Origin of the sequence: Pseudoalteromonas sp. APC 3224 (genome assembly GCF_030407535.1) — a bacterium.
Lineage (GTDB): Bacteria > Pseudomonadota > Gammaproteobacteria > Enterobacterales > Alteromonadaceae > Pseudoalteromonas.
The window spans coordinates 85,774-109,302 of record NZ_JASDDF010000006.1 but is presented as its reverse complement, the minus strand read 5'-3'; the positions used below and the strand labels follow the sequence as shown (position 1 = coordinate 109,302).

18 protein-coding genes are annotated in these 23,529 nt (G+C 41.2%); 10 read left to right on the top strand and 8 right to left on the bottom strand.

Annotation, left to right across the window (positions count from 1 at the left end):
- Nucleotides 1-64 precede the first annotated feature (64 nt).
- The 8 genes from prmA (at nt 65) to QL989_RS04700 (ending at nt 10,028) form a co-directional block, all read left to right on the top strand.
- Nucleotides 65-946, top strand: a complete 882-nt coding sequence (prmA, locus tag QL989_RS04735) for a 50S ribosomal protein L11 methyltransferase (protein ID WP_054202602.1) — start codon at nt 65-67, stop codon at nt 944-946.
- Nucleotides 947-1,227: 281 nt separating this feature from the next.
- Nucleotides 1,228-2,199, top strand: a complete 972-nt coding sequence (gene dusB, locus QL989_RS04730) for a tRNA dihydrouridine synthase DusB (RefSeq protein ID WP_290168695.1) — start codon at nt 1,228-1,230, stop codon at nt 2,197-2,199.
- 19 nt (nt 2,200-2,218) lie between these two features.
- Nucleotides 2,219-2,509, top strand: a complete 291-nt coding sequence (fis, locus tag QL989_RS04725) for a DNA-binding transcriptional regulator Fis (protein WP_002957804.1) — start codon at nt 2,219-2,221, stop codon at nt 2,507-2,509.
- Between the two features lie 235 nt (nt 2,510-2,744).
- Entirely contained in the window at nt 2,745-4,331 is a 1,587-nt protein-coding gene (gene purH, locus QL989_RS04720; protein ID WP_290168642.1) for a bifunctional phosphoribosylaminoimidazolecarboxamide formyltransferase/IMP cyclohydrolase, read from the top strand.
- A gap of 109 nt (nt 4,332-4,440) precedes the next feature.
- Complete coding sequence (locus QL989_RS04715; RefSeq protein ID WP_290168639.1) at nt 4,441-5,259, top strand: methyltransferase; 819 nt, start codon at nt 4,441-4,443, stop codon at nt 5,257-5,259.
- 14 nt (nt 5,260-5,273) lie between these two features.
- Entirely contained in the window at nt 5,274-6,557 is a 1,284-nt protein-coding gene (purD, locus tag QL989_RS04710) for a phosphoribosylamine--glycine ligase (protein ID WP_290168637.1), read from the top strand.
- Nucleotides 6,558-6,650: 93 nt separating this feature from the next.
- Nucleotides 6,651-9,191, top strand: a complete 2,541-nt coding sequence (locus QL989_RS04705) for an EAL domain-containing protein (protein WP_290168635.1) — start codon at nt 6,651-6,653, stop codon at nt 9,189-9,191.
- Between the two features lie 21 nt (nt 9,192-9,212).
- The gene (locus QL989_RS04700; RefSeq protein WP_290168633.1) at nt 9,213-10,028 is read left to right on the top strand and encodes a DUF2797 domain-containing protein; all 816 of its coding nucleotides are present in this window, start codon (nt 9,213-9,215) and stop codon (nt 10,026-10,028) included.
- Here QL989_RS04700 and QL989_RS04695 read toward each other — a convergent pair.
- The gene (locus tag QL989_RS04695) at nt 10,001-12,529 is read right to left on the bottom strand and encodes an EAL domain-containing protein (protein ID WP_290168631.1); all 2,529 of its coding nucleotides are present in this window, start codon (nt 12,527-12,529) and stop codon (nt 10,001-10,003) included. The genes QL989_RS04700 and QL989_RS04695 overlap by 28 nt on opposite strands.
- Before the next feature lie 76 nt (nt 12,530-12,605).
- Here QL989_RS04695 and QL989_RS04690 point away from each other — a divergent pair, with 76 nt between their 5' ends.
- On the top strand, nt 12,606-12,905 hold the full coding sequence (locus QL989_RS04690) for a hypothetical protein (protein WP_075169887.1): 300 nt from the start codon (nt 12,606-12,608) through the stop codon (nt 12,903-12,905).
- Here QL989_RS04690 and QL989_RS04685 read toward each other — a convergent pair.
- The 7 genes from QL989_RS04685 to QL989_RS04655 all read right to left on the bottom strand — a co-directional run bounded on the left by QL989_RS04685 (nt 12,885) and on the right by QL989_RS04655 (nt 21,036).
- A complete protein-coding gene (locus QL989_RS04685; RefSeq protein WP_138622336.1) occupies nt 12,885-13,808 on the bottom strand; it encodes a histone deacetylase family protein in 924 nt (307 codons plus the stop codon). The two genes, QL989_RS04690 and QL989_RS04685, sit on opposite strands and share 21 nt — an antisense overlap.
- Nucleotides 13,809-13,911: 103 nt before the next feature.
- Nucleotides 13,912-15,453, bottom strand: coding sequence for a serine hydrolase (locus QL989_RS04680; protein WP_290168625.1), 1,542 nt, complete (start codon nt 15,451-15,453; stop codon nt 13,912-13,914).
- Between the two features lie 27 nt (nt 15,454-15,480).
- Nucleotides 15,481-15,975 (bottom strand): gamma-glutamylcyclotransferase family protein, encoded by a 495-nt coding sequence (locus tag QL989_RS04675; protein ID WP_010391767.1) that lies wholly within the window; start codon nt 15,973-15,975, stop codon nt 15,481-15,483.
- A gap of 18 nt (nt 15,976-15,993) precedes the next feature.
- The gene (locus QL989_RS04670) at nt 15,994-16,620 is read right to left on the bottom strand and encodes a LysE family transporter (RefSeq protein ID WP_290168623.1); all 627 of its coding nucleotides are present in this window, start codon (nt 16,618-16,620) and stop codon (nt 15,994-15,996) included.
- 2 nt (nt 16,621-16,622) lie between these two features.
- Nucleotides 16,623-17,405 carry a hypothetical protein gene (locus QL989_RS04665; RefSeq protein WP_010391765.1) on the bottom strand — a complete coding sequence of 261 codons (783 nt, stop codon included), beginning with the start codon at nt 17,403-17,405 and terminating at the stop codon, nt 16,623-16,625.
- A 3-nt stretch (nt 17,406-17,408) separates the two neighbouring features.
- Entirely contained in the window at nt 17,409-17,879 is a 471-nt protein-coding gene (locus QL989_RS04660) for a CreA family protein (RefSeq protein WP_041708852.1), read from the bottom strand.
- A 136-nt stretch (nt 17,880-18,015) separates the two neighbouring features.
- Nucleotides 18,016-21,036, bottom strand: a complete 3,021-nt coding sequence (locus tag QL989_RS04655; protein WP_290168618.1) for a TonB-dependent receptor — start codon at nt 21,034-21,036, stop codon at nt 18,016-18,018.
- Nucleotides 21,037-21,358: 322 nt separating this feature from the next.
- Between QL989_RS04655 and QL989_RS04650 the strand changes: the two genes are divergently transcribed.
- Nucleotides 21,359-23,476: a winged helix-turn-helix domain-containing protein gene (locus QL989_RS04650; RefSeq protein ID WP_290168617.1), complete on the top strand. Its 2,118-nt coding sequence runs from the start codon at nt 21,359-21,361 to the stop codon at nt 23,474-23,476.
- Nucleotides 23,477-23,529 lie beyond the last annotated feature (53 nt).

The following is a 23,529-nucleotide window of genomic DNA, read 5'->3' as shown; positions in this document are numbered from 1 at the left end:
TTACATTATGAGTTAACTCAAAAGGCCGCTGTAGCGGCCTTTTTTCTATTTCAAGGAAATAAACATGGCTTGGATCCAAATCCGTATCAATGCCAATGCTGCAACCGCAGATGCAGTTAGTGACTTATTAATGGAAGCTGGTAGTGCTTCTGTTACTTTTATTGATGCTAAAGACACCCCTATTTACGAACCCAAAATTGGCACAGTCGTTTTTTGGGCTGATACCACAGTAATTGGTCTGTTCGAAGCTAATCACGATATGAACGCCGTGGTTGCGTTATTAAAGCGCCATGATGAGCTCAAAGACAATTTAGTTTACAAAATCGAGCAACTCGAAGACAAAGATTGGGAACGTGAGTGGATGGATAACTTCCACCCTATTCAATTTGGCGAAAAACTATGGATTTGCCCTAGCTGGCGCGATATTCCAGATCCAGACGCAGTCAATGTGCTACTTGATCCTGGTCTTGCATTTGGTACTGGCACGCACGCCACCACCGCGCTGTGTTTAAAGTGGCTTGAAAGCCAAGACTTAAGCGGCAAAACGGTAGTCGATTTTGGTTGTGGTTCAGGCATATTAGGCATTGCAGCAATTAAACTAGGTGCAGAGCGCATGATAGGAATAGACATTGACCCGCAAGCGCTAGAAGCAAGCTTAGATAACGCTAACCGTAATGGCGTTGCTGACAAGCTTGAAGTTTATCTACCAGAAAACCAACCTGAATTTACAGCCGATATTGTTGTGGCAAATATTTTAGCGCAACCTCTGCGTGAGCTTCATAGTGTGATTTTAGGCTTATTAAAACCAGGCGGTAAAATTGCCATGTCGGGCATTTTAGAAGAGCAAGCAAAATCGGTTGCCGATATATATGCGCCCTTTATTGAACTTGATGAGATTGCCATTGAAGGCGACTGGACCCGAGTCAGTGGCATTAAAAAAGCATAATAGTGCGTTTTTAAAAGTTTAGAGTATTAACTCAAAAGTCGTTTCTAGAGCCTGTATTTAACAGGCTTTACTATTTTTTTACATAATAAAAAATAAAGATTTTTTATTATAAAAACAACGACCGTTCAAAATTCACACAAATAAACCGCTTCGTCATACGGTTATCAAATGTCAATACGAAAAGAGCAAAAAAAAGTCACTTTTGTTCAATTTATAGCCTTTGATTTTTGCGCAAAAAGCCGTAAACTTAGCGCCCCTTGAAAAGAGGCCTATTGAATATCGTGCGTATCGGTTCATACCAACTTGAGAATAATGTCATTGTCGCGCCTATGGCGGGCATAACAGACAGACCATTTAGACAGTTATGTCGTCGTTTAGGCGCTGGCCTTGCTGTGTCTGAAATGCTGTCGTCTAATCCGAAGGTTTGGAAAACCGAAAAGTCGATGAACCGAATGGATCATTCTGGTGAGTCGGGTATACGTGCGGTGCAAATTGCAGGAGCAGACCCTGAGCTTATGGCACAGGCCGCACAATTCAATGTTGCAAACGGTGCACAGATCATAGATATCAATATGGGGTGCCCAGCAAAAAAAGTGAACAAGAAACTTGCAGGCTCAGCCTTATTACAGTTTCCAGAACTCGTGGAAGAGATTATTGATGCCGTCGTTAATGCGGTTGATATACCTGTAACACTTAAAATCCGTACTGGATGGGATCAGGACAACCGTAATGGTGTAGAGATTGCAAGAATAGCTGAACGTTATGGCATTGCATCACTGGCTGTACATGGGCGCACGCGCGCATGTATGTACAAAGGTGATGCTGAGTACGCCACAATTAGGGATATAAAACGTTCAGTGTCGATACCTGTGGTTGCTAATGGTGATATTACATCACCTGAAAAAGCAAAGCAGGTTTTGGACTATACGGGTGCAGATGCCATCATGATTGGTCGAGCCGCCCAAGGTCGCCCTTGGATATTTAGGGAGATAGACCACTATTTGCGAACTGGTGAACATATGCAGCCACCTGCTATTGCAGAGGTGCGCAGTATTTTAATGGAGCATTTAACCAACCTCCATATGTTTTACGGTGAGCCAATGGGAGCACGAATCGCTCGCAAACATGTATCTTGGTATTTGCAAACCCATGACAGTGACGGTCAGTTTAGGCGAGTATTTAATGCGCTCGACAATTTCGAGGAACAGGTCGTCGCATTAGAGCAATACTTTAAAACACTAGCAGCTAACTAAGAAAGAAAGAGACTTTATAATGTTCGAACAAAACGTGACTTCTCCATTTATCACAAACCCTCATGTTCAGTCACACGAGAAACCGCAGCCATTGCGTGATGCAGTAAAAAAAGCTGTTCACCACTACTTAAAACAGCTTAACGGTCAAGATGTGCAAGACGTTTACGACCTTGTTCTTTCTGAGCTAGAAGCGCCATTGCTTGAAGAAGTAATGACTTACACACGTGGCAACCAGACTCGTGCGGCAATTTTACTAGGTATCAACCGTGGTACTTTACGTAAAAAGCTAAAAAAATACGGTATGAACTAATACCTAAGGTATTGATGCCGTAATTGCTTTACCGCGCTTGCTGATTCAATACACTGAGTGTTTTATAAAACACTCTTAAAAAAGCACCTTAGGGTGCTTTTTTTATATGCAACATTTATTAACGAAATTGCAAAATGCTCACGCTTTATGGGTCGTTATAAGTCGTTTTTTGAGTCGGAATCAGTTAAAATACGCGCTTCTAAGCTAGCTCATTAACTGAGGAAATCAAACTACAATGGATACACATCGTCCTATACGTCGCGCACTTTTGAGTGTGTCAGACAAAACCGGTATTGTTGAATTTGCCCGTGCACTAGAAGCACAAGGTGTTGAAATACTTTCAACTGGCGGCACATGTAAACTACTTGCTGATAATGCTATTAAAGTGACTGAAGTATCAGATCACACCGGTCACCCTGAGATCATGGATGGTCGCGTAAAAACCCTTCACCCAAAAATTCATGGCGGTATCCTTGCTCGTCGTGGCCAAGATGAAGACGTAATGGCAGATAACAACATTTCTGCTATCGACATCGTTGTAGTTAACTTATACCCCTTTGCGAATACTGTCGCTCAAGAAAACTGCAGCCTTGAAGATGCTATTGAAAACATCGATATTGGTGGCCCAACCATGGTGCGTGCAGCAGCTAAAAATCACAAAGATGTGACGATTGTTGTTAACGCAAGCGACTACGACCGTGTTATCAGCGAAATGCAAAATAATAACGGCTCAACCACCTATAAAACCCGCTTTGATTTAGCTATTGCCGCCTATGAGCACACAGCGCAATACGACGGTATGATTGCTAACTACTTCGGTAAAATGGTTCCTGATTACACAGAAGAAGCCGCTGAAGATACTAAGTTCCCACGTACTATTAATATGCAATTCACTAAAAAGCAAGATATGCGTTACGGTGAAAATTCGCATCAAGATGCCGCGTTTTATGTTGAAAACGACATCTCTGAAGCGTCAGTGGCGACAGCCACTCAACTGCAAGGTAAAGCATTATCGTTTAACAATATTGCCGATACCGATGCCGCACTTGAGTGTGTTAAAGAATTTGATGTACCTGCGTGTGTTATTGTAAAACATGCTAATCCATGTGGTGTTTCAATTGGCGACAATATCTTAGAAGCGTACGATCGCGCTTTTAAAACAGATCCAACGTCAGCGTTTGGCGGCATCATTGCTTTTAACCAAGAGCTTGATGCCAACACCGCACAAGCGATTGTTGAACGTCAATTTGTTGAAGTTATTATCGCACCAAGCGTAAGTGCAGAAGCGGCTCAAATAGTCTCGGCTAAGCAAAATGTTCGCTTATTAGAGTGTGGCGAGTTTTCAGCTAAAGGCACAGGCCATGACATTAAACGCGTTAATGGCGGCGTTCTAATTCAAGACCGTGATTTAGGTATGGTAACTCAAGGCGACTTAACGGTTGTTTCTAAGCGCCAGCCTTCTGAGCAAGAACTTAAAGACTTACTGTTCTGTTGGAAAGTGGCTAAATTTGTTAAATCAAACGCCATTGTTTATGCTCGCGACGGTATGACTATTGGTGTTGGCGCAGGCCAAATGAGCCGTGTTTACTCAGCTAAAATTGCCGGTATTAAAGCCGCTGATGAAAACCTTGAAGTTAAAGGCTCAGTCATGGCATCAGATGCATTTTTCCCATTCCGTGATGGCATTGATGCTGCAGCTGCAGCAGGTATTACCGCGGTTATTCAACCGGGTGGTTCCATGCGCGATGAAGAAGTAATTGCCGCCGCTGATGAAGCCGGTATGGCAATGGTGTTTACGGGTATGCGCCATTTCCGCCATTAATCGCTTAAAGAGCTAACTGCTTCAGTTAGCTCTTTTTGTTTGCATCAAATTCACGTATTCTGCTTATTCTATAACCATGACTAACAATTATAATGTGAAGGATTAGACGATGAAATTTGCACTAAAATCTCTACTGGTTGCCACGCTGTCATTAAGTTCAACAATGGCATTAGCACACAACCATGGCCACGACTCAGCATTAACAAATGCAGTTAAAGCAAGCGAGCGCAGCAGTGAACGCGACCAATACCGCAACCCTGTAGAAACCCTCGAATTTTTTGGCTTTAAACCAACAATGACTGTGGTAGAAATTGCGCCTGGCGGTGGTTGGTATAGTGAAATTTTAGCGCCAGCACTAAAAGAGCAAGGCACCTATTATGCCGCGCATTTTCCTGCTGATTCATCGGTAGGTTACTACCAACGTTCTCTTGCTGATTTTAAAGCTAAAATCGCTGAAGATGCCCGCTTTAGTGACGTTAAACTTACTGAGTTTGCTCCTTCTACTCATTTAGATATTGCACCTGCAAGTAGCGCCGATATGGTACTTACTTTTCGTAATGTCCATAATTGGTTCATGAGTAAAGACAAAGACGCTGCGAGCAATGCGTTTAAGTCTTTTTATACAGCACTTAAGCCTGGCGGCACTTTAGGCGTAGTTGAACATCGCCTACCCGAAGAGCAAGCCGATGAAATGCAAAAGTCATCAGGTTATATGAAGCAGAGTGTGGTTATTGCACTTGCTGAACAAGCAGGTTTTGAACTTGAAGCAAAAAGCAATATTAATGCAAACCCTCTTGATACAGCCGATCACCCTAAAGGGGTATGGACCCTTCCACCGAGCCTTAGACTTGGCGAGCAAGATGCCGCTAAATATAAAGCCATAGGTGAAAGCGACCGTATGACGCTGAAATTTAAAAAACCGCTTTAAATAGGATATTCGCCATGAATGTATTAGTCATTGGCAGCGGCGGCCGCGAACACGCACTTGCGTTTAAGGCCGCTCAAAATACAAAAGTAAACACTGTTTATGTTGCTCCAGGTAATGCGGGCACAGCCCTTGAGCCAAAACTTGAGAACGTAGCAATTAACGTTGAAGATCTTGATGGGCTTCTTAGCTTTGCACAACAAAATAATGTTGAGCTGACCATTGTTGGTCCAGAAGTGCCGCTAGTATTAGGTGTTGTTGATAAGTTTCGTGAACACGGCTTAGCTATTTTTGGTCCAACCGCCGGTGCAGCCCAGCTTGAAGGGTCTAAATCGTTCACTAAAGACTTTTTAGCACGTCATGCTATCCCAACCGCTGATTACCAAACGTTTGAACAAATCGACCCTGCGCTTGCCTATTTAAAAGAGAAAGGCGCACCGATTGTTATAAAAGCCGATGGTTTAGCGGCAGGTAAAGGCGTGATTGTAGCTATGGATGAACGCGATGCAGAAGAAGCCATTCGCGATATGCTTGCGGGTAATGCCTTTGGTGAAGCTGGCAGCCGCGTTGTCATCGAAGAGTTTTTAGAAGGTGAAGAAGCGTCGTTTATCGTAATGGTTGATGGTGAAAACGTACTGCCATTTGCAACTAGCCAAGATCATAAACGTGCTTACAATGGCGATGCGGGTCCTAATACTGGCGGTATGGGCGCTTATTCTCCGGCACCGGTAGTGACTGATGAAATTCATCAACGCATTATGAATGAAGTGATTTACCCTACGGTAGAAGGTATGGCTAGCGAAGGCCACCCGTACACTGGCTTTTTATATGCAGGCTTAATGATAGATGACACCGGCACACCAAAAGTAATTGAATATAACTGTCGTTTTGGCGACCCTGAAACACAACCTATGATGCTACGTTTGCAATCAGATTTAGTTGAGCTGATTGAAGCTGCTAACCGTGTAGAGCTTGATAAAACTGCCATTGAGTTTGATTCACGCGCTGCTGTAGGTGTTGTTTTAGCTGCCAAAGGCTACCCAGATAGCTACCCGAAAGGCGATGCGATTAGTGGCCTGAAAGTAACTTACCCTGAAGGCGAAAAAGTTTTTCACGCAGGGACTAAGCAAGATGGCGATAACGTAGTAACTGCCGGTGGTAGAGTATTATGTGCAACGGCACTAGGTAATACCGTTACCGAAGCGCAACAACGTGCCTATAAACTGGTTGATGAAATCAGCTGGGACGGCATGGAATACCGTACAGATATAGCCTATCGTGCAATTGCTCGTGAACAATAATTATTGAGTTTTACTCATTAAACTTTATAAGCGCAGATTATCTGCGCTTTTTACTGCTACACTGTAAAAAAACAATCAGGGCACAGGTTAATATTGGAATTTAAAACCTTGCGCTATCATGCGATAGCGGTCGTAATACTAATTTTTATCTTTTTTATTATCAGCACATTGGCAACAAACTTTGTGATGCCATCTCGCTATACTATAGATAAAATAACTCCTGTTTACCTCGATCATGCATATTACATAGACAAGAGTAAAACACAAAACTTCGCAGAAGTAATGAGTAATAAAGCACAGTTTACAGAGCAAGAATTTAACGATATTCCTTGGAGTTTTCAACAGCAAAATTATTGGTTACGCCTTGATTTAGAAAACAAAAGCAGCAAAGAAGAAGATGTGGTGGCGCACTTTGATAACCCGATGGTGGATCACCTCACTATATATAGGCTCAATAGTAATAACCAGCTACTCGATACTTATAAGCTTGGTGATAAAGAGCCTCGCCTTACTTTATTTAAGTATAGCGTGCCCCATATTCGTTTTAAGCTTGATGGCCAATCTAAACAACAATTAGTCATAAAAATAGATACCGTGGGGATTAGTAAAACCCCAATTCACTTATATCGCCATACTGTATTTGTTGACTTAGTGCGTTCTCAAACAGGCATTTGGGGCATTTTTGCTGGCGTACTACTAATGGCTTCTCTGTACAACTTATTGCTCTATTTTGGCATTAAAGAGCGTGTTTACTTAGTTTATATTGGCTACATTATTAGCGCTATTGCATTAATGGGAACCGTGCTCGGATTTGGTTTTTATTTATGGCCGCTTGAATGGCAATTATTTATTCACGAAAAAGTCATTGTGGTCAACTACACCATGGCGATTTTTACCCTCGCCTTTTGTACACTATTTTTGCGTTATCACAAAGACGGTTGCTGGCGTTATAAATTAAGCATCGGCTTATTAAGGCTGATGCTAGTTTTCGGTATATTGAGCTTTTTCATTCCCGAAAACATAGCTGCGCCGATATTTTTTGTAATTCTAGGATCGCAATATATTGTCTGCTTCATTTTAATTTATAACAAATTAAGAAGTGGTTTTCGTTGGGCTAAGTTTTACGTGTTTTCATGGGTGCCACTGATCATTGGCGCAGCCGTTCAACCTCTAGAACTCACTGGTGTTATTTCCTATAGTTTTTCAATACGCCATGCATTTTTAGTTGCCATTTTGTGTGAAATTGTCCTAATGGCAATGGCACTCGCTGATCGGATTCGTTACCAGCGTGAGCAAGTTCTTTATCATGCAACACATACCCAACAAACCAAGCTACTCAATAGCGCCAAGCTAAAGTATGCCTTTATGGCACTCAAGGCGCAGCAGCGCTCTACCACTTTATGTTTGGTGAAAATACGTCATTTTAACTCGCTAAATACCATTATTACCTCTTCGCAAGGGTATGAGCTAATTAAGCATGTTGCTCACGAGCTTGAATGCAAATTAAGCTTTGAACGAGAGTTTTTTCATCTCAACAATGGTATTAATCAGCCAGCTAAAATTGCTGATTTGGGCAGTGGCGTATTTGCCTGCATTTCTACTAAAAAACAGAGTCAGCACACGCTCGAAGAGTTACTCAAACAGATTTTAAATAAATTACCAAAAACGTATCAAATTAAAGGTTTAGACTTACAACTTAATTATAGTGTTGGCATTAGTGGTTATGGTAAACGTGATGACTTTGAGTTTTGGTTAAAACGAGGCTATTTAGCATTACATGACGCTAAACATAGTCAAAATAAAGTAAGCTCATCACTTGCGTATGACAACCTTACCATGGACGTTGCCCTTGCTGCCAAGCTACAACAAGCGATAAGAGAGGATCAGCTGGCATTGTATTATCAACCACAGGTAAACTTAGAGGAAAACAGTATAAACGGCGCTGAAGCCTTACTACGTTGGCCCAATGCTGACTTTAAAAACATTTCGATAGAAAAGCTAATAATACTCGCCGAACACACTGGTATTATTAATGAATTAACCCTTTGGGTTGTTGAGCAAGCCTGTAAAGACATTGCAAAGCTGGCAAATGACGGTATAAGTAATCATAGTATTAGTGTGAATTTAAGTGCAAAAAATCTAGCCATTACTAATTTAACTGAAAAAGTAGAGAATATTTTAATTAAATATCAAGTTGCCCCTCACTTATTAAAGTTTGAACTGACTGAGTCTGCTTTTGTCGAAAACCAAGATGCATTGGTCACCTTAGTTGAGGAACTTGCCACCTTGGGCGTTAAAGTGGTACTCGACGACTTTGGCACTGGTTATTCATCGCTTAGTTACTTAGTTAACTATCACTTTAGCGAACTTAAAGTAGATAAGTCGTTTGTGTTTGATTTAACTGATAACCGTGCGCATCAGGTAATTGTACAAACAGCCATAGATATGGCGCATAATCTGGGCTTAACTATCACGATTGAGGGCGTAGAGACTCAAGAGGTTCATCAACTACTTACAACGATGAACGCCGACCGTACTCAAGGCTACTTGTATGCTAAGGCACTCTCTTATGATAATTATTTAAACTTCTTAAAAAGCCAATACAGCCTAAAAATGTTAAGCTCCCCTTTTTAACATCTTTGGGGCCAAGAAAAGATGCAAGGTACACTGCGTAAATTAAAGTCGAGCTTAACAGAGCCAGTTCAATATCATCTACCTGTAGGTGAGCAGCTGGTTGATTTAAATGCCTTAGTTGGCAAACAGCTAACCCTTACTTTTAGTGGCACAATTTTGTGCTCTAACTGTGGTAAAAAAACCAAAAAGAGCTACTCTCAAGGGCACTGCTTTGTGTGTATGCGCAAACTTGCCAGTTGCGATATGTGTATCATGAAACCTGAAACCTGCCATTACGACCAAGGCACCTGTCGCGAGCCAGAGTGGGGCGAAGAAAATTGCATGATCCCGCATTTTGTTTACTTAGCAAATACCTCAGGATTAAAAGTAGGTATTACTCGCCATACACAAATTCCTACCCGTTGGATTGACCAAGGGGCAACCCAAGCCTTACCTATTTTTAAAGTGCAGACTCGTTTGCAATCGGGCTTAGTTGAAGTAGCGCTGGCACAGTTTATTGCTGATAAAACCAATTGGCGTAATATGCTTAAAGGACAAAACGACACGCTTGATTTAAAAGCAGCAGCCGCCGAACTTATTCCACAAATAAGCGAAAAGCTTACAGAGCTGAGTGAGCTGTTTGGCGCAACCGCCATTGAACAACTTGATGAAGACGTAGTAAACCTTGATTTTCCAGTTAGTGAATACCCAACTAAAATTAGCTCATTTAACTTTGATAAAAACCCTGTTGTTAGCGGTATTTTACAAGGTATAAAAGGTCAGTACTTAATTTTTGATACCGGTGTGATTAATATTCGAAAATTCACCTCTTATGAAGTGAGTGTAGACTCAGAATAACCTTTTGCTGCTTGGTTATAAAATGCTATCCATTGCTGTCGTGTTAATGGATAGCAATAATGGTAACCCTGAATAATATTGCAGCCTATTGTTGCTAAGTGTGCCTCTTGCGAGGCATGCTCAACTCCCTCAGCAACCACATCTAACCCTAAACTTGTCGCCATGGCTATAATAGCCGCTACAATTTGGCTATTGCCGTATTCATCAGGAATTTTAGCAATAAAACTGGCATCAATTTTTAACGTGTTAAAGGGCAGTTTAGTTAAATAGCTTAATGCCGAATACCCCGTGCCAAAATCATCAAGCGCAATATGTACACCTAACGTTTTAAGCTGTTGTAACTGTTCTTTTGCCTGTGAAAAAGAACCTATAAAGCTACTTTCAGTCAGCTCTATTTCAAGTAAACTCCCAGGTAATTGATAGCGAGTAAGCATGGCCTTAATGTTATCAGCTAACTTACCTTGGCTTAGGTGGCAAGCAGATACATTAATCGCTAAACGTCCGGGATTCATTCCTTGTGCTTGCCAAAGAGTTAACTCCTTACCGGCTTGGTTAATAACCCATAAATCGAGACGAACAACTAAACCTAACTCTTCAGCAAGCGGAATAAACTGCGCTGGCGAAATAGTGCCTAAATCAGGGTCTTGCCAACGCAGTAGTGCTTCAGCCCCCATAATCTCCCCTGTTTTTAAACACTGTTTAGGCTGAAAATAAAGCTCAAACTCATCATTTTCAAGTGCATGTTGAAAGCGGCTCATCATTGCCAAGCGCTCAAGGGAGCGGGCATTCATTGAGGGTTGAAACAACTGAAACGAATTACGCCCCACATCTTTTGAGCGATACATGGCAATATCAGCATGCTTTAATAATGTTTCACTGTCTAAGCCATCATCTGGATAAACCGCTGCACCTATAGAGGCAGTAACACCCACTTCAAATCCTTCCAATTTAAAGGGGGTATTTAAGTGATTTAAAATACCCTCTGCAAGTCTGATAACAGCTGCTACGCTTTCAACCTCACACAAAACAATAAACTCATCCCCCCCTAATCGTGCCAGTGTATCCCCTTCATTGAGGGTGTTAATAATGCGCTCAGAGACTAATTTTAATAAGGTATCACCGGCGTTATGGCCCAAGCTGTCATTTACCTCTTTAAAACGGTCAAGATCAATAAACATTACCGCTAGCATTTGTTTATCTCTGTGAGCAGAGGCCAGTGCCATAGAGAGCCTATCGTTAAATAAGCGCCGATTAGGTAAGCCGGTTAGTTCATCAAAATATGCTAGCTGCACTACTTTTTCTTCTGCACTCTTTCGCTCTGTTATGTCACTAAAAATAGCGGCATAAGTAACATCACTATGACTTGGCTCTTTTATTTCTATAATACTGAGCCACTCAATATAAATATCGCCAGATTTTTTACGGTTATGAATTTCCCCCTGCCATACGCCTGTTTTAGTCAGTGAATCCCACATTTTTATATAAAAGTTTTTATCATGACGTCCTGAACTCAACATATTAGGCCGCTTTCCTATCACCTCATATTCTTTGTAGCCGGTTAAATGAGTAAATGCAGGATTTACTTGCATAATCACCCCATTCGAGTCGGTGATCATGATGCCATCTAGGGAGGAGTCGATAATTTTATTGGCTAAAAATAAATTACGCTGTGAGTGCTGCAGTGCAATATCACGCTGCTGAAGTACCTTTTCAAGCTCACAGCAATACGCAGTTTCAATTTCATTAATTAAGTTTTCAAGTGATAATACGCCGTTAATTTGATTATTTTCGCTTACCACTAAATGCCGAATATTACTTTCAGACATCAACCTGTAAGCATCAAAAAGGCTGTCTTGAGGGCTTATTTTATAAAGAGGACGGCTCGCTAAATCCCAACAAACAAGATTGTTATGCTGCTCGGTGATGAGTTTTAGTAAATCACGTTGGGTAATAATGCCATGGATATTTTCATCTTCATTAAATACTAAAATAACTTTTTCAGCGTATTCACGCATTAAGTTAACTGCGTCATTAATTGCTAATGAGCTGGGGACTACCCTAATATTTTTATTATATTGCTCGTTTATCGGTCTAAATTGCAGGTAATGCTCTAATCCTTGATTACTCACAATATCAGTAATACTAATCACCCCGCTTGGGTTATCATTCGCATCGGTTACCAGTAAGTGTCTTACGCCATGCTTATTAAACACCATGGCGGTATCGGTTAATAATTGCTGGCTGGGTACACTCAATACCGGGCTCGACATCACTTTCTCAATCATTACCTGTCTTAATGTCTGATCAGAAAAGTTAAGCGTTAAGCAATCAGTTTCAGTCCACACTCCCACTATTTGCTGCTGATGTTTAACAAAAATAGCGCTAACATTGTGCGCACGCATTAGTTTCACCGCTTCAATTAAAGGGGTATCCTTGGTACAGGCGATCACCTTATTGGTAAAAACATCGCATACTTTTTGATAGCGGCTAGTGTGGGGCATTGCTTTTACTTCCAAAATTAAACCAATGCACAATTATAAATTATTCAGTAAATGACAATTTGATTTAGGACAATATATGAGCATCAGTTACCCATTAATTATTATTTATAATAATGAGATTGAGCTATTAGAGCATGCAGATGAGTTACATGATTTTATTTATACTATGGACGTGAATGAGCAGAAAAACGTGGTTATTTTAGATAAGGTAAGTGGCTATCAAGGTTTAAATGGCGATGCGCATAATGCACTCAGTGCAATACAATTAGCGCAATTGGTAAAGGAATATTTAGCAAAAGAAGGACAATGTTGCCTCAGTAAAATAGAGCAGCTTACTCCTGATCAGGCATTTATGTTACTCGCCGAAATCAACTAAGGCTTTAACGTGTGCAATCGCGCTGCGCCCGAGGGCAGACAGTGAGTATCCTCCCTCTAGGTAAGAGATAATACCTAAGCAACTATGTTGTTGGCTAAATTGCGCTAACTGCTCAGTAAGCCATATATAATCACTTTCGACAAACTTTAAACTGGCCATATCATCTTCAAGGTGCGCATCAAACCCTGCACTTATAAAAAGTAGCTCAGGCTTAAATTCTGTTAATTTTGGTAGCCACTGCTGCTCATAAAGCGCTTTTAAATCAGTACCATCACTAGCAATAGGCAAAGGTGAATTTACCAACGTGGCGTTATTTTTAATGGCGGTATTTGGATAAAATGGATATTGAAATAACGAGCACAGCAACACATTTTCATCATCCATAAAAATATCTTGCGTGCCATTGCCATGGTGTACGTCAAAATCGATAATGGCAATGCGTTTCACCCCTTTGCTTTGTGCATATTTAACCGCAATCGCAAGGTTGTTAAACACACAAAAACCAGAAGAGCTATCTCGGTTAGCGTGATGCCCTGGCGGGCGCACTGAGCAAAATGCAGCGTCTAACTTACCCTCTAAAACCTCATCAACAGCGAGTAACCCTGCACCTACTGCACGCTCAATTGCTTTCAATGAATCGGGGCATAACCAGGTATCGCCGTCCAAATCGCTAAGCCCTTCGGTTGGGATCATACTTTCTACATGCTTGATGTGTTGTTCACTATGCGCCAATAAATAGTGCTCACGCGAGGCCTTAGGCGCTTGTTTTTGCTCGATAGCGACATCCAGCCCACTTGCAAGTAGACGGTCGTTAATCGCATCCAAACGCTCAGGGCACTCTGGATGATCGTCAATCATTTTATGTTTACGGCAGTGGGGGTGAGAAATAATCGCAGTGCGCATAGCTAACTCCAAAAATAAGTTGCTTAACGAGTATAACAAAGCCACCTGAGGGTGGCTTTGCGACTTTGGTTGATACTAAACGACTATTTAACCAAGGTTCTAGTTATTTAGCTTTTAAGTCAAGGTTTCTAAAATCAAAGCTAAAATCGGTCACTTGCGTTGAAACTGCGTTCATTTTCGCTGATTCTACACGGTTATCTGCACTCATAGAAAAACGAATAAAGGCATCTGCCTCTAATAGCTTTTCATCCCATTTAACAATAAAGGTATTACCTGTGTAATGCTCCAACTCACCTTTGAGGCGCTTTGTATGGGTAAAATCAATGCGTAATTTACCATCTAACTCTTCAATTATTACATCGCCATACCAATCATCATGCAAAGTACCGGTGTAATTAATGGTTGGCAATGCCGGCTGGATATCTGCAGGCACTGATGGAGCCGCGTTAGCATAGGCTTTTTCTTTACCTGCAAAGTGCTTTTTAGCTAAATCTTCAACCCAGTCTTTATCTTCAAGCTCTAGTGCATCTTCAAGTACTTCATGAGTCACCGCCGATAATGCAGAAAACGCTTGTTGGTTGCTTAATATCACAATTCCCACATTTTTCTCTGGCAAAAGAGTAACCTGCGAGACCATACCTAAAATACCACCACCATGTGCCAGCTTCTTAACGCCGTGGTAATCTTCTATACTCCAGCCCAACCCATAACCTCTAAATTGTTGATGGTACGCTTCATAAGCACTTTTGGATGCTAGTGAGGTAATATGTGGGTGCCACATTTGTGCTTGCTGCTTTTCACTAAATAGCTGCTCGCCATTAGGCATTTTGCCACCAGCAAGTTGAGTACGTAGCCATTGGCTCATATCATTTACGCTTGATGCAATGGCTCCTGCGCCTCTGAAGTCTTCAAGGTAATTAACAAAAAAGGGATGCAATTTACCGTCCATTGGGATGTGCCCAATTGCCCAGTTTTTGTTATTTTTAGCGATACGCGAAAAGCCAGCCCGTGAGTTGCTCATATTGAGCGGCTGTAAAATATTTTTTTCAATGTAGTCGTTCCAGCTCATCCCCGATATACGGGCAACAACTTCACCAGCGGTAACAAACATTAGATTGTTGTAAGCATATTGGCTACGAAAACTGCTCGCAGGTTTTAAATATTTCAGCCCCGATAAAATATCGGCTACCGATTTATCAGTACTTGGCCAAATCATTAAATCACCTTGACCAAGCCCTAAACCACTGCGATGGCTTAGCAAATCGCGAATTCGCATTTCACGGGTAACGTATGGGTCATGCAATCTAAATTCAGGGAGATGATCAATTACGCGATCATCCCAGCTTAATTTGCCTTCATCCACCAGCTTAGCCAGTGCTGCACTGGTAAATGCCTTGGTATTTGAAGCAATGCCAAATAAAGTGTCTTTATTCACCTTGCTATTTGTATTGAGGTTGGCAACACCAAAGCCTTTAGCAAATACTACTTTGTCATTTTCAACAATAGCAACGGCCATTCCGGGTACATCAAAACGTGTCATTGAGGTATTAATCACCTCTGCTATTTTATCGGTATCAACCGCTGCAGAGCTCGTGAACGCCCAGCCAACCAATAATGCGGCTGTGGCTAATTTTGTTAGTTTCATAGTGTTACCTTAGGTTATTATTTTTGTTTAATCTTGATGAACCGCAAATTCTATGTCGGCGCGCGCTTTATTCGTATCTTGCTTACTAGGATAAGCTAAAATACGTTGACTATAATGTTCTGGCACACCGGCCTCAAGCGCACCACGATATACATGCTGCACGTACCAATCATAAGGTAGCAGTGTGTCGTCATGTGTGTTTGCTATGTAGCAATGCACATTAATGTCATCGTCATCTAAAAGGCTCACGGTTAAATCAACACAGTCGTAATTAGGGCCTTCAATTTTATCTAAGATCTCTTTTTCGGCTTCATTAAGCTGATACACCACCCCATATACCACGGCATCGGGTTCGTTAGTGGGCACAATAGTGCATTTACCTGAACCATCAGCAAAGGCCATATTAAAGGTTAACTTATAGCCTTTTAAAAGCGCCGTACCCACACGTTTTGCGTTAGGTAAACGTGCCAATAAACGATTAGATGACATATTGGAGCCAAACGAAAAATTATATAACGCCATACTATTCCTTAGGGTCTATCAAATAACAACTCGCACAGCCAGTGCGATTAAAATAATGCCAATGCCACGATCGAACCAATAACCACTTTGCTGAAAAAAGTTTCGCACCCGTGCTTTTGATAACAATAGCGATAAAATAGAAAACCAAGCCCAAGTTGCTAGCGCCATATAAACGCCATACCCCACTTGCACTATTACTGGTGTAGTAGGACTAATCACTAAGGTAAACAGCGACATAAAAAATAGCGTAGCCTTAGGGTTTAATGCATTGGTAAAAAAACCACGGCGAAACGCATGCCATGATGACTCAGCTGCAAGGCTGGGTTTTGCAGTCTGTTCTGATGAGGTATTTGAAGGTTTGGCAGCGCGCAGCGCCTGCACACCTAAATACGCTAAATAAGCACCGGCTATATATTTAAGTGCCATAAACAACGAAGGCGATTGAGTTAAAACCAGCGCGACTCCCAACACGCAATAAGCTATGTGTAATAAAATAGCTGCACCTACACCTGCACTGGTCCACAGCGCATTATGCCTTCCATATTGTACGCTTTGCTTAAGTACCACAGCAAAATCGGGCCCGGGGCTGGCCACTGCAAAAAAGTGAGCAATGGCAATTAATAAAAACTCATCAATATAAAGCATGGTTAACTGGCTTGCTCTGGCGAAAAAGCCAACAACAATGGATTAGCCGACTGGTTAACCAATGTTTTTATTTCTTTTTGCGCTTTTTTAAATTGGCCTCTTAAATGCGGTTTTAAATGTTTTTTAGAGTGTTTATCTTGCTTAAAGTAGCTTACTAACGCATGCATAAATACAGTATGGGTTTCACTGAGCGTGGCTTCGCGATTGGCATATGGGTTGTAACATGAGCCACAACCCCCCTTAAACTGGTACACAGTATTGCTCATCATCACCCCAAAACCTAAAAAGCACGCTAAAGCATCCGTTGCTTGAGGTAAGTACGCTTTACCACCTGGGGGTAATACGCCTACATGATGAATTAAAATGGTAGCAAGAGTACCTGCAAAGCTAGCTACTAAATCTTGTGGTTGATTGATTTGGTTTGGGTTAAACGACACATTAATTGTATGGCTTGGTGGCACCATTAAATGGCAGTGCTCACCACGTAGATGCTCACTAAATTCAAAATGTGGAAACACCTGAGGTTGTAATTGTTGCGGTGCAACAAGTGTTATAGGCCACTCATCCATACCAGCATAGTGTTTAACACGCGCAAACACTTTACTGGCCATTTCTTCAATGCTTGAAACCGAATCAGGAAAAAACTCGACCGTTGGCAAAATAATTTGGCTGTGCTTAGTAAAAAAATTCAGATCAAAGTTTTCTGCAGCCCAAATAAAGGTATCAACTAGCCACTGTTGTTCTTGTTCTGCCAATAAGGGTTTTGATTTAAATAGGGTTAACATAAACTATTCTTGCCCCTTCGCCCATTGCCATGCTTGTGTATTGTATAAAGGCACCGTAGAAAGCGCGTGATGATGACTGCCTGTAGATTCTTTCGTTGAGTACGATAAATACAATAACGTATGGGTTTTAGCATCATAAATGCGACGAACTTTTAACGACTTAAACAAAATACTCTTAGATGATTTAAACACGACTTCACCCGACTTACTACGGTCAATAGACTGTAATTGGTCTGCGGTAATTGGCCCTGTTTGGCGACAAGCAATCGACATATCTGATGGGTCTGAAAAGTCTAAATTAGCCTCAATATGACTAATATGACAAGTAACCCCTGTAACAAGCGGATCTTGCTGAGAGTTAACCACCACATCTTTAGTGGTAAACAGCCCTAAACTCACTGAAGCAACATCATCAGAACACCCTGTAAGCCCTGCTAAACACGCAATTAGACTACCCATTTTGAGATACTTCATAGCAAGTCCTTCGTTCATAATAAAATTAAGTTATGCCTTATACTAAACGCTTTCACTGCGATAAAACAAATTTTATGAGCAATAAAAAAGGCACGCCCGAAGGAGTGCCTTTGCAAACAAATACAGCTAAAAATTATTAAAAGCTATATTGTGCACCTAGATAAACATAACGACCTGCACCGCCGCCGTAACGGCTATAGAAGTTTCCTCGACCACTTGGGTAAAATGCCCCTTTGTCGTCAAATACATTATTAATCCCGCCAAATACACGTAAGTCACTCTTATCAGTCAATGCCATAGTGTAAGACGCTGATAAACTATGCTTTAAAAATGAGCCGTAGTTTTGGTATGCCAGTGGCTCAGGGTTAGCAATACAACCGGCATCGCCCTCAGCACAGCGCTCATCATTTGCAGCAACATACTCAAGGTAGTCTTTCTCATCTTCTTGGCTTGCTTTAAATGCGCCTACGTAATTCGTACGCCAGCGGATACGTAAGTCATCCATTTTCCATACAATCGACATAGCGGCTTTATCTTTTGAACGGCCATAACCTGCATACTGTGAAGTAACACTGTTACCATCTAGCCCTTCATAGGTTTGCGAGTTTTCAATAATGTGATTGTAATCAAGCTTAAATGACAGGTTACCATAGCTGCCTATGTCATATTTGTAAGTTGCAACTACATCGTAACCGCGCGCTGTTAACTCATCTAAGTTATATTCACGCTGTAGTATTTTTACAATGTTACCTTCATCGTTACGGGTAATATCGTTACAGTATTCGTTATCACTACCCCATGACGCTTCTGAGTCATAACATTCACGCATGATGTTTTCGTTACTTATTTCATCAATCGCATCAACAATGGCAATATCGTAGTAATCCACCGCTAAGTTAAAGCCATCTAAAAACTCAGGAGAAACAGTTATACCAAAAGTATAGGTATCCGCTGTTTCTTCTTTTAAGTTTGGATTACCCGTATTTGGTGAATAGTTATTGTCTTCACTTTCAAATTCAAAATTAGGATCATCAGCCAGCTTTTGTGCCAAGGTTGGCTCTAAACGGCAGTTATCGTGCCCTGGGTTTGTTGATGTTGCAGTTAAGCCATCACAAATATCATCAAATGAATCAAAATCGCCACGAGGAGGTGACAATAGCTCTGTAATAGTTGGGGCACGCTGTGCACGCGCATAGTTAGCACGTAGCATGTATCCATCAATTGGCTGCCACAATAATCCTAACTTATAACTGGCTACGGTACTGATATTATCAATACTGTAATTTGCTAATCGTAGCGACGTTTCTGCCGACAAACTTTTAGCAAATGGCGCATCTTTTAGCAGTGGCACTGCAAGCTCTGCAAACGCTTCATATACTTCTACTTCACCATAAAAAGAAGGCACAACGTTAAACGTAATACCGCCCGCTTTCATATCATCACTGGTATCTAAGCTTTGCGAGTCTTTACGATACTCTGCTCCAAATACTGCAGACACATTACCTGCTGGCAATTCATATAAGTCACCGGTGATATAACCCATTACCGTGTACTGTTGAATCTCAGTATCAATAATTGGATTTGTACGGATCCAGTCTGCCATGTCAGGGGTAATAGACCCTTCACCAAATAAATTAAGCGGGACACATCCTTGCGCTCGCGCTTCGGCGTCTTTACATTGAATAGTGCCATCGGCTAATTTTTCAGCTTGCAGAGCTTGGTTAACACGTACCGTGTTTAGCTCGTTACTGCGGATTTGATGCTGTTTAAATTGACCATATCCGGCAGAAATATCCCAATCCCATGTATCATCAAACATCATACCTTGCAGGCCAGCCCAGGTACGAATAGTCGTACGGTCGTTATCGGTGCTGATATTACCTACTTCACCAAAACGACGATCCCAATAAATACGGTCTTTGTATGGGTTACTGTCAATAATTTCTTGTGGCACATATGGGTTATCAATAGGAATATAACCTGGCGCAATATCATCGATAGGATCCCCTGTCACTGGGTCGTAGCGAGGTACGTAAGCCCCTTCGTATTCATCTTCTGGTGACTTATCGTTGAACGAGCCACTCTTACTGTATTGAATTTGGAAATAACTCATGATGTCGTCTGTTACATCATAATCTACTTTTATTGCGGTCGAAAAGTTATCACTAGGTACATCAAGCATAACGTACTGCTGTGAGTTGATACCGTATATCTCTTCATTGCCTTTCCAATCATCACGTAGCGTTTGACCGTCGTACCAAAACTGAGTGTCGTTTCGGCTGCTTTCTAAAAATACACCGCCTAAAGTGCCATCGCTTTTGCTTGCCCAATCAGCTTGTGTAATACCGCTCATACACTGATAACCATCAGCAGTGTACATTTGATTACACATCAGCTCATCATCGTAACTATGCGCCGCTTCTATTTGCGCTCGGTCGCGATCGTAAAAGGTCATACCAAAATCACGATCCCAGTTTGAGCTGACAAATACATAACCGCGATCATCAGCAAATGACGTTCCGTAGTTTAAATCAAACGTAAATTCGCGACCGCCACCATCTGTTGTTTCACCGCCTCGGGCTTGAAATTCAAAACCTTCTTTTTTTGACTGAGTAATAATATTAACAACACCGGCTACCGCATCGGCACCATAAGTGGCCGATGCACCACCACTGATAATTTCAACGCGCTCTACCATGCCACTTGGAATGGTATTTAAACTAACATAATTACCACCGTAACTATTAGAGACAACACGGCGGCCATCAATCAATGTCAACGTTCTATTAGCGCCTAAGTCACGAAGCTGGACTGTTGATAAACCAGTTCCCGAAATGCTTGATTGGCTGGTTGTGTTGCCAATACTTTGGCTCAGTGCAGGCATATTATCGATTAATACATCTGAAAGATTGCCTAAGCCTGTATCCTGAATTGATGCTCTGTCCATGGTAACCAGCGGAGTTGTGACCGAAAAACTATCACGCTTTAAACGCGAGCCTGTTACTGTTATTTTCTCTGGTACTTCTTGTACCACTTCTTCGCTTGCCTTAGCAGTTGATTGACGATCAATTGCCTCGTCATTTGCTATTGCATGCCCAGATAGACTCGCTGTTATAGCCAAAGCTAAAGCGCATTTTTTGGTTGATATTTTACTCACAGACTTCCCTCATTTTTTATTATCCCATTAGTAGCTTTTTTATTAACTTTTTAGTTATTAAATCTGTTTTGTACTAATTGGTTTGTTTTACTAATAACAGGTTGTAAGTAATCGTGAATAAAAGCACAATGAGAGGTGTCTCGTTTATATCCCTATTTTACATCTATTTAACATCTATTTATTTATAATCATGGACTTATATTTATTGTGTTAGAATGTTGTAAAATTGAATATTAACTAATTATCGTGTTACTTTGCATTAAACAACACGTACAAACATCGCTAATAACTCATACTAGGAAGAGGTTTAAATACACATACTATGAATACTCAACAGCCTTTTTCAATTGGAAGTTGCCAAATATCGGCGTTTGAAAATAAGCTGTTTTGTGCTGATAAAGCCTGTATTTTACAACCTAAATTTATAGAGCTGCTGACCTACTTAGTAGCGTGTTATCCAAATGCGGTGAGTCGGGAACAACTAATCGAAAACGTATGGGATGGTAATCAATATGTGGGTGAAAAAGCACTCACTAATGCCATATGGCACCTTCGTAAAAGCTTTAAAGAGCTTGACCCCGACAACACCTACATAGAAACACTGCGTAAAACAGGTTATCGCTTAGTGCAAAAGCCAATAATGCCAAACGCGCAGAACAGTATTAATACATCCTCTACTCGTCCTAAATATATTTTTGCTGTAGCCATAGCTATCGTGGTCTTGTTATTCGCTGGTGTCTGGGGTTATAGCGCTTTTAGCGATGAAAATAAGCCACTTGCGCTATCGCAACAAGCAGAGCGGTTATACGATCATGTTGAAACCATTACTACCAGCCCAGGACGAGAGCTATTCCCCGCTATATCCAGCGACAGTCATTTTTTAGCATATTCTTGGCGCCGCCCTGGTCATAAAGCAAATTTATACTTACGTGATTTACATTTACCCGAACAAGCTGCAATAGCACTTACCGACACCCCATTCATTGAAGGGCGAGCGGTATTTAGCTCTGACTTAACCTTTATTTATTATTATCGCCGTATATCTGGTCAAGGCTGTGAGGTTATTCAGCAAAATATTGCCTCGGGAAATACCACTATTTTAGGGAAGTGTGGTAACAAAGCGAGTACCGATATAGACATAAATGCCCTAGGCACTAAACTGGTTTATATTAGTGAAGATGATGAAAATAATCTGATTCAACTTAACCTTGTTGATTTAACCTCATCGCCATACACAGTTACTCAAATACCTTGTATTTCAGCATGCCAATATACCGATGAGTCGGTTGTATTCTCCCCAGATGCAACTCAACTTGTAGTATCGCGTAACTTACCAACGGGGTTTGAAGAACTATTTTTAATAGACATAAAAACAGGTAATGTAAAGCAACTAACCACTGGGTTTATTGATATGAGAGGCGTTGATTGGCACCCCTCTAAAGCGCAACTCGTTTTTTCTGGTGTGAAAAAAGGTAAACGCCAAGGGTACTTTTATAACCTTAAAACACAACAAATGATCAATGCCCGCATAGATGGCTTAAGCTACCCAGAGTTTGCAAGTGATGGCAGCTTATATTTTCATCAGTGGAATATAGACTCGGCTTTAATGCGTTTAGAGGTTAATAATGCAGTTGCAAGCTCTCCTTTCCCAGTGCTATCAAGCCACTTTAGTACCCGCTTTCCTGATTATAACAAAGCCAGAAACAAACTCGCGTTTGTCTCTAATGAGTCGGGCTCAATGGAGTTGTGGACCGCAAATAAAGACGGTACCTCTCGAAAGCAGCTCACTAATCTCAATGCCAATATTTACAACCCGGTATGGTCGCCAGATGGTGATTATATTGCTTTTGTTGCCTCGCATCCTAGTGGTCATGCGTTATACCTGTATGACTTTAATAAACAAACCAGTGAATTATTACCTACGGGCTTTAGCGATCATGGTAAACCGAGCTGGGCTGCAGATAGTAAAAGCGTATTAGTTTCTGATGATCAGCACGTGTATCGCTTAGACTTAGGCACTAATAAGCTTATACAAGCTTTAGAGGCTCCCACGCTATACGCTTATGAAAACAAGCAAGGCGCTTTAATTTTTGCCAACCAAGCAACCAATCAACTATGGATCAAAGACCCTAAAAGCCAAACTGAGCAACTATTGGTTAGCGATATTAATTTATCAAATCATAATTCGTGGTATTTTTTTGAAGGCGATACCTTAGCGACATCACGTATTTACTATTTTAATGTAAAACAAGGTGATTACCGATTAAGTTATTACGACCTCTCAAAAAAAGATCACCATGATGTAATAAAGCTTCCTGAGCGCGCATTTAGCCGTACTTCTGGCTTAACTTATATTACGAGTGCAAACTGGCTGGTGTACTCTTCGTATAAGTCACCACAAATTGATATAAAACGTATCAACCATCAATATTTGCCATAAGGGTAACAGCTTAAACCAAATTTAAAAAATTAAGCTTCCTAGGGTTAGCGCGT

What these genes read in the sequence shown, in the direction of transcription:
- QL989_RS04660 (WP_041708852.1), bottom strand. Translation starts at nt 17,879, where the DNA reads ATGAAGTATCTCAAAATGGGTAGTCTAATTGCGTGTTTAGCAGGGCTT.
- QL989_RS04680 (WP_290168625.1), bottom strand. Translation starts at nt 15,453, where the DNA reads ATGAAACTAACAAAATTAGCCACAGCCGCATTATTGGTTGGCTGGGCG.
- QL989_RS04715 (WP_290168639.1), top strand. Translation starts at nt 4,441, where the DNA reads ATGAAATTTGCACTAAAATCTCTACTGGTTGCCACGCTGTCATTAAGT.
- QL989_RS04685 (WP_138622336.1), bottom strand. Translation starts at nt 13,808, where the DNA reads ATGCGCACTGCGATTATTTCTCACCCCCACTGCCGTAAACATAAAATG.
- QL989_RS04650 (WP_290168617.1), top strand. Translation starts at nt 21,359, where the DNA reads ATGAATACTCAACAGCCTTTTTCAATTGGAAGTTGCCAAATATCGGCG.
- QL989_RS04675 (WP_010391767.1), bottom strand. Translation starts at nt 15,975, where the DNA reads ATGGCGTTATATAATTTTTCGTTTGGCTCCAATATGTCATCTAATCGT.
- QL989_RS04670 (WP_290168623.1), bottom strand. Translation starts at nt 16,620, where the DNA reads ATGCTTTATATTGATGAGTTTTTATTAATTGCCATTGCTCACTTTTTT.
- QL989_RS04690 (WP_075169887.1), top strand. Translation starts at nt 12,606, where the DNA reads ATGAGCATCAGTTACCCATTAATTATTATTTATAATAATGAGATTGAG.
- fis (WP_002957804.1), top strand. Translation starts at nt 2,219, where the DNA reads ATGTTCGAACAAAACGTGACTTCTCCATTTATCACAAACCCTCATGTT.
- purD (WP_290168637.1), top strand. Translation starts at nt 5,274, where the DNA reads ATGAATGTATTAGTCATTGGCAGCGGCGGCCGCGAACACGCACTTGCG.
- QL989_RS04665 (WP_010391765.1), bottom strand. Translation starts at nt 17,405, where the DNA reads ATGTTAACCCTATTTAAATCAAAACCCTTATTGGCAGAACAAGAACAA.
- QL989_RS04695 (WP_290168631.1), bottom strand. Translation starts at nt 12,529, where the DNA reads ATGCCCCACACTAGCCGCTATCAAAAAGTATGCGATGTTTTTACCAAT.
- QL989_RS04700 (WP_290168633.1), top strand. Translation starts at nt 9,213, where the DNA reads ATGCAAGGTACACTGCGTAAATTAAAGTCGAGCTTAACAGAGCCAGTT.
- purH (WP_290168642.1), top strand. Translation starts at nt 2,745, where the DNA reads ATGGATACACATCGTCCTATACGTCGCGCACTTTTGAGTGTGTCAGAC.
- prmA (WP_054202602.1), top strand. Translation starts at nt 65, where the DNA reads ATGGCTTGGATCCAAATCCGTATCAATGCCAATGCTGCAACCGCAGAT.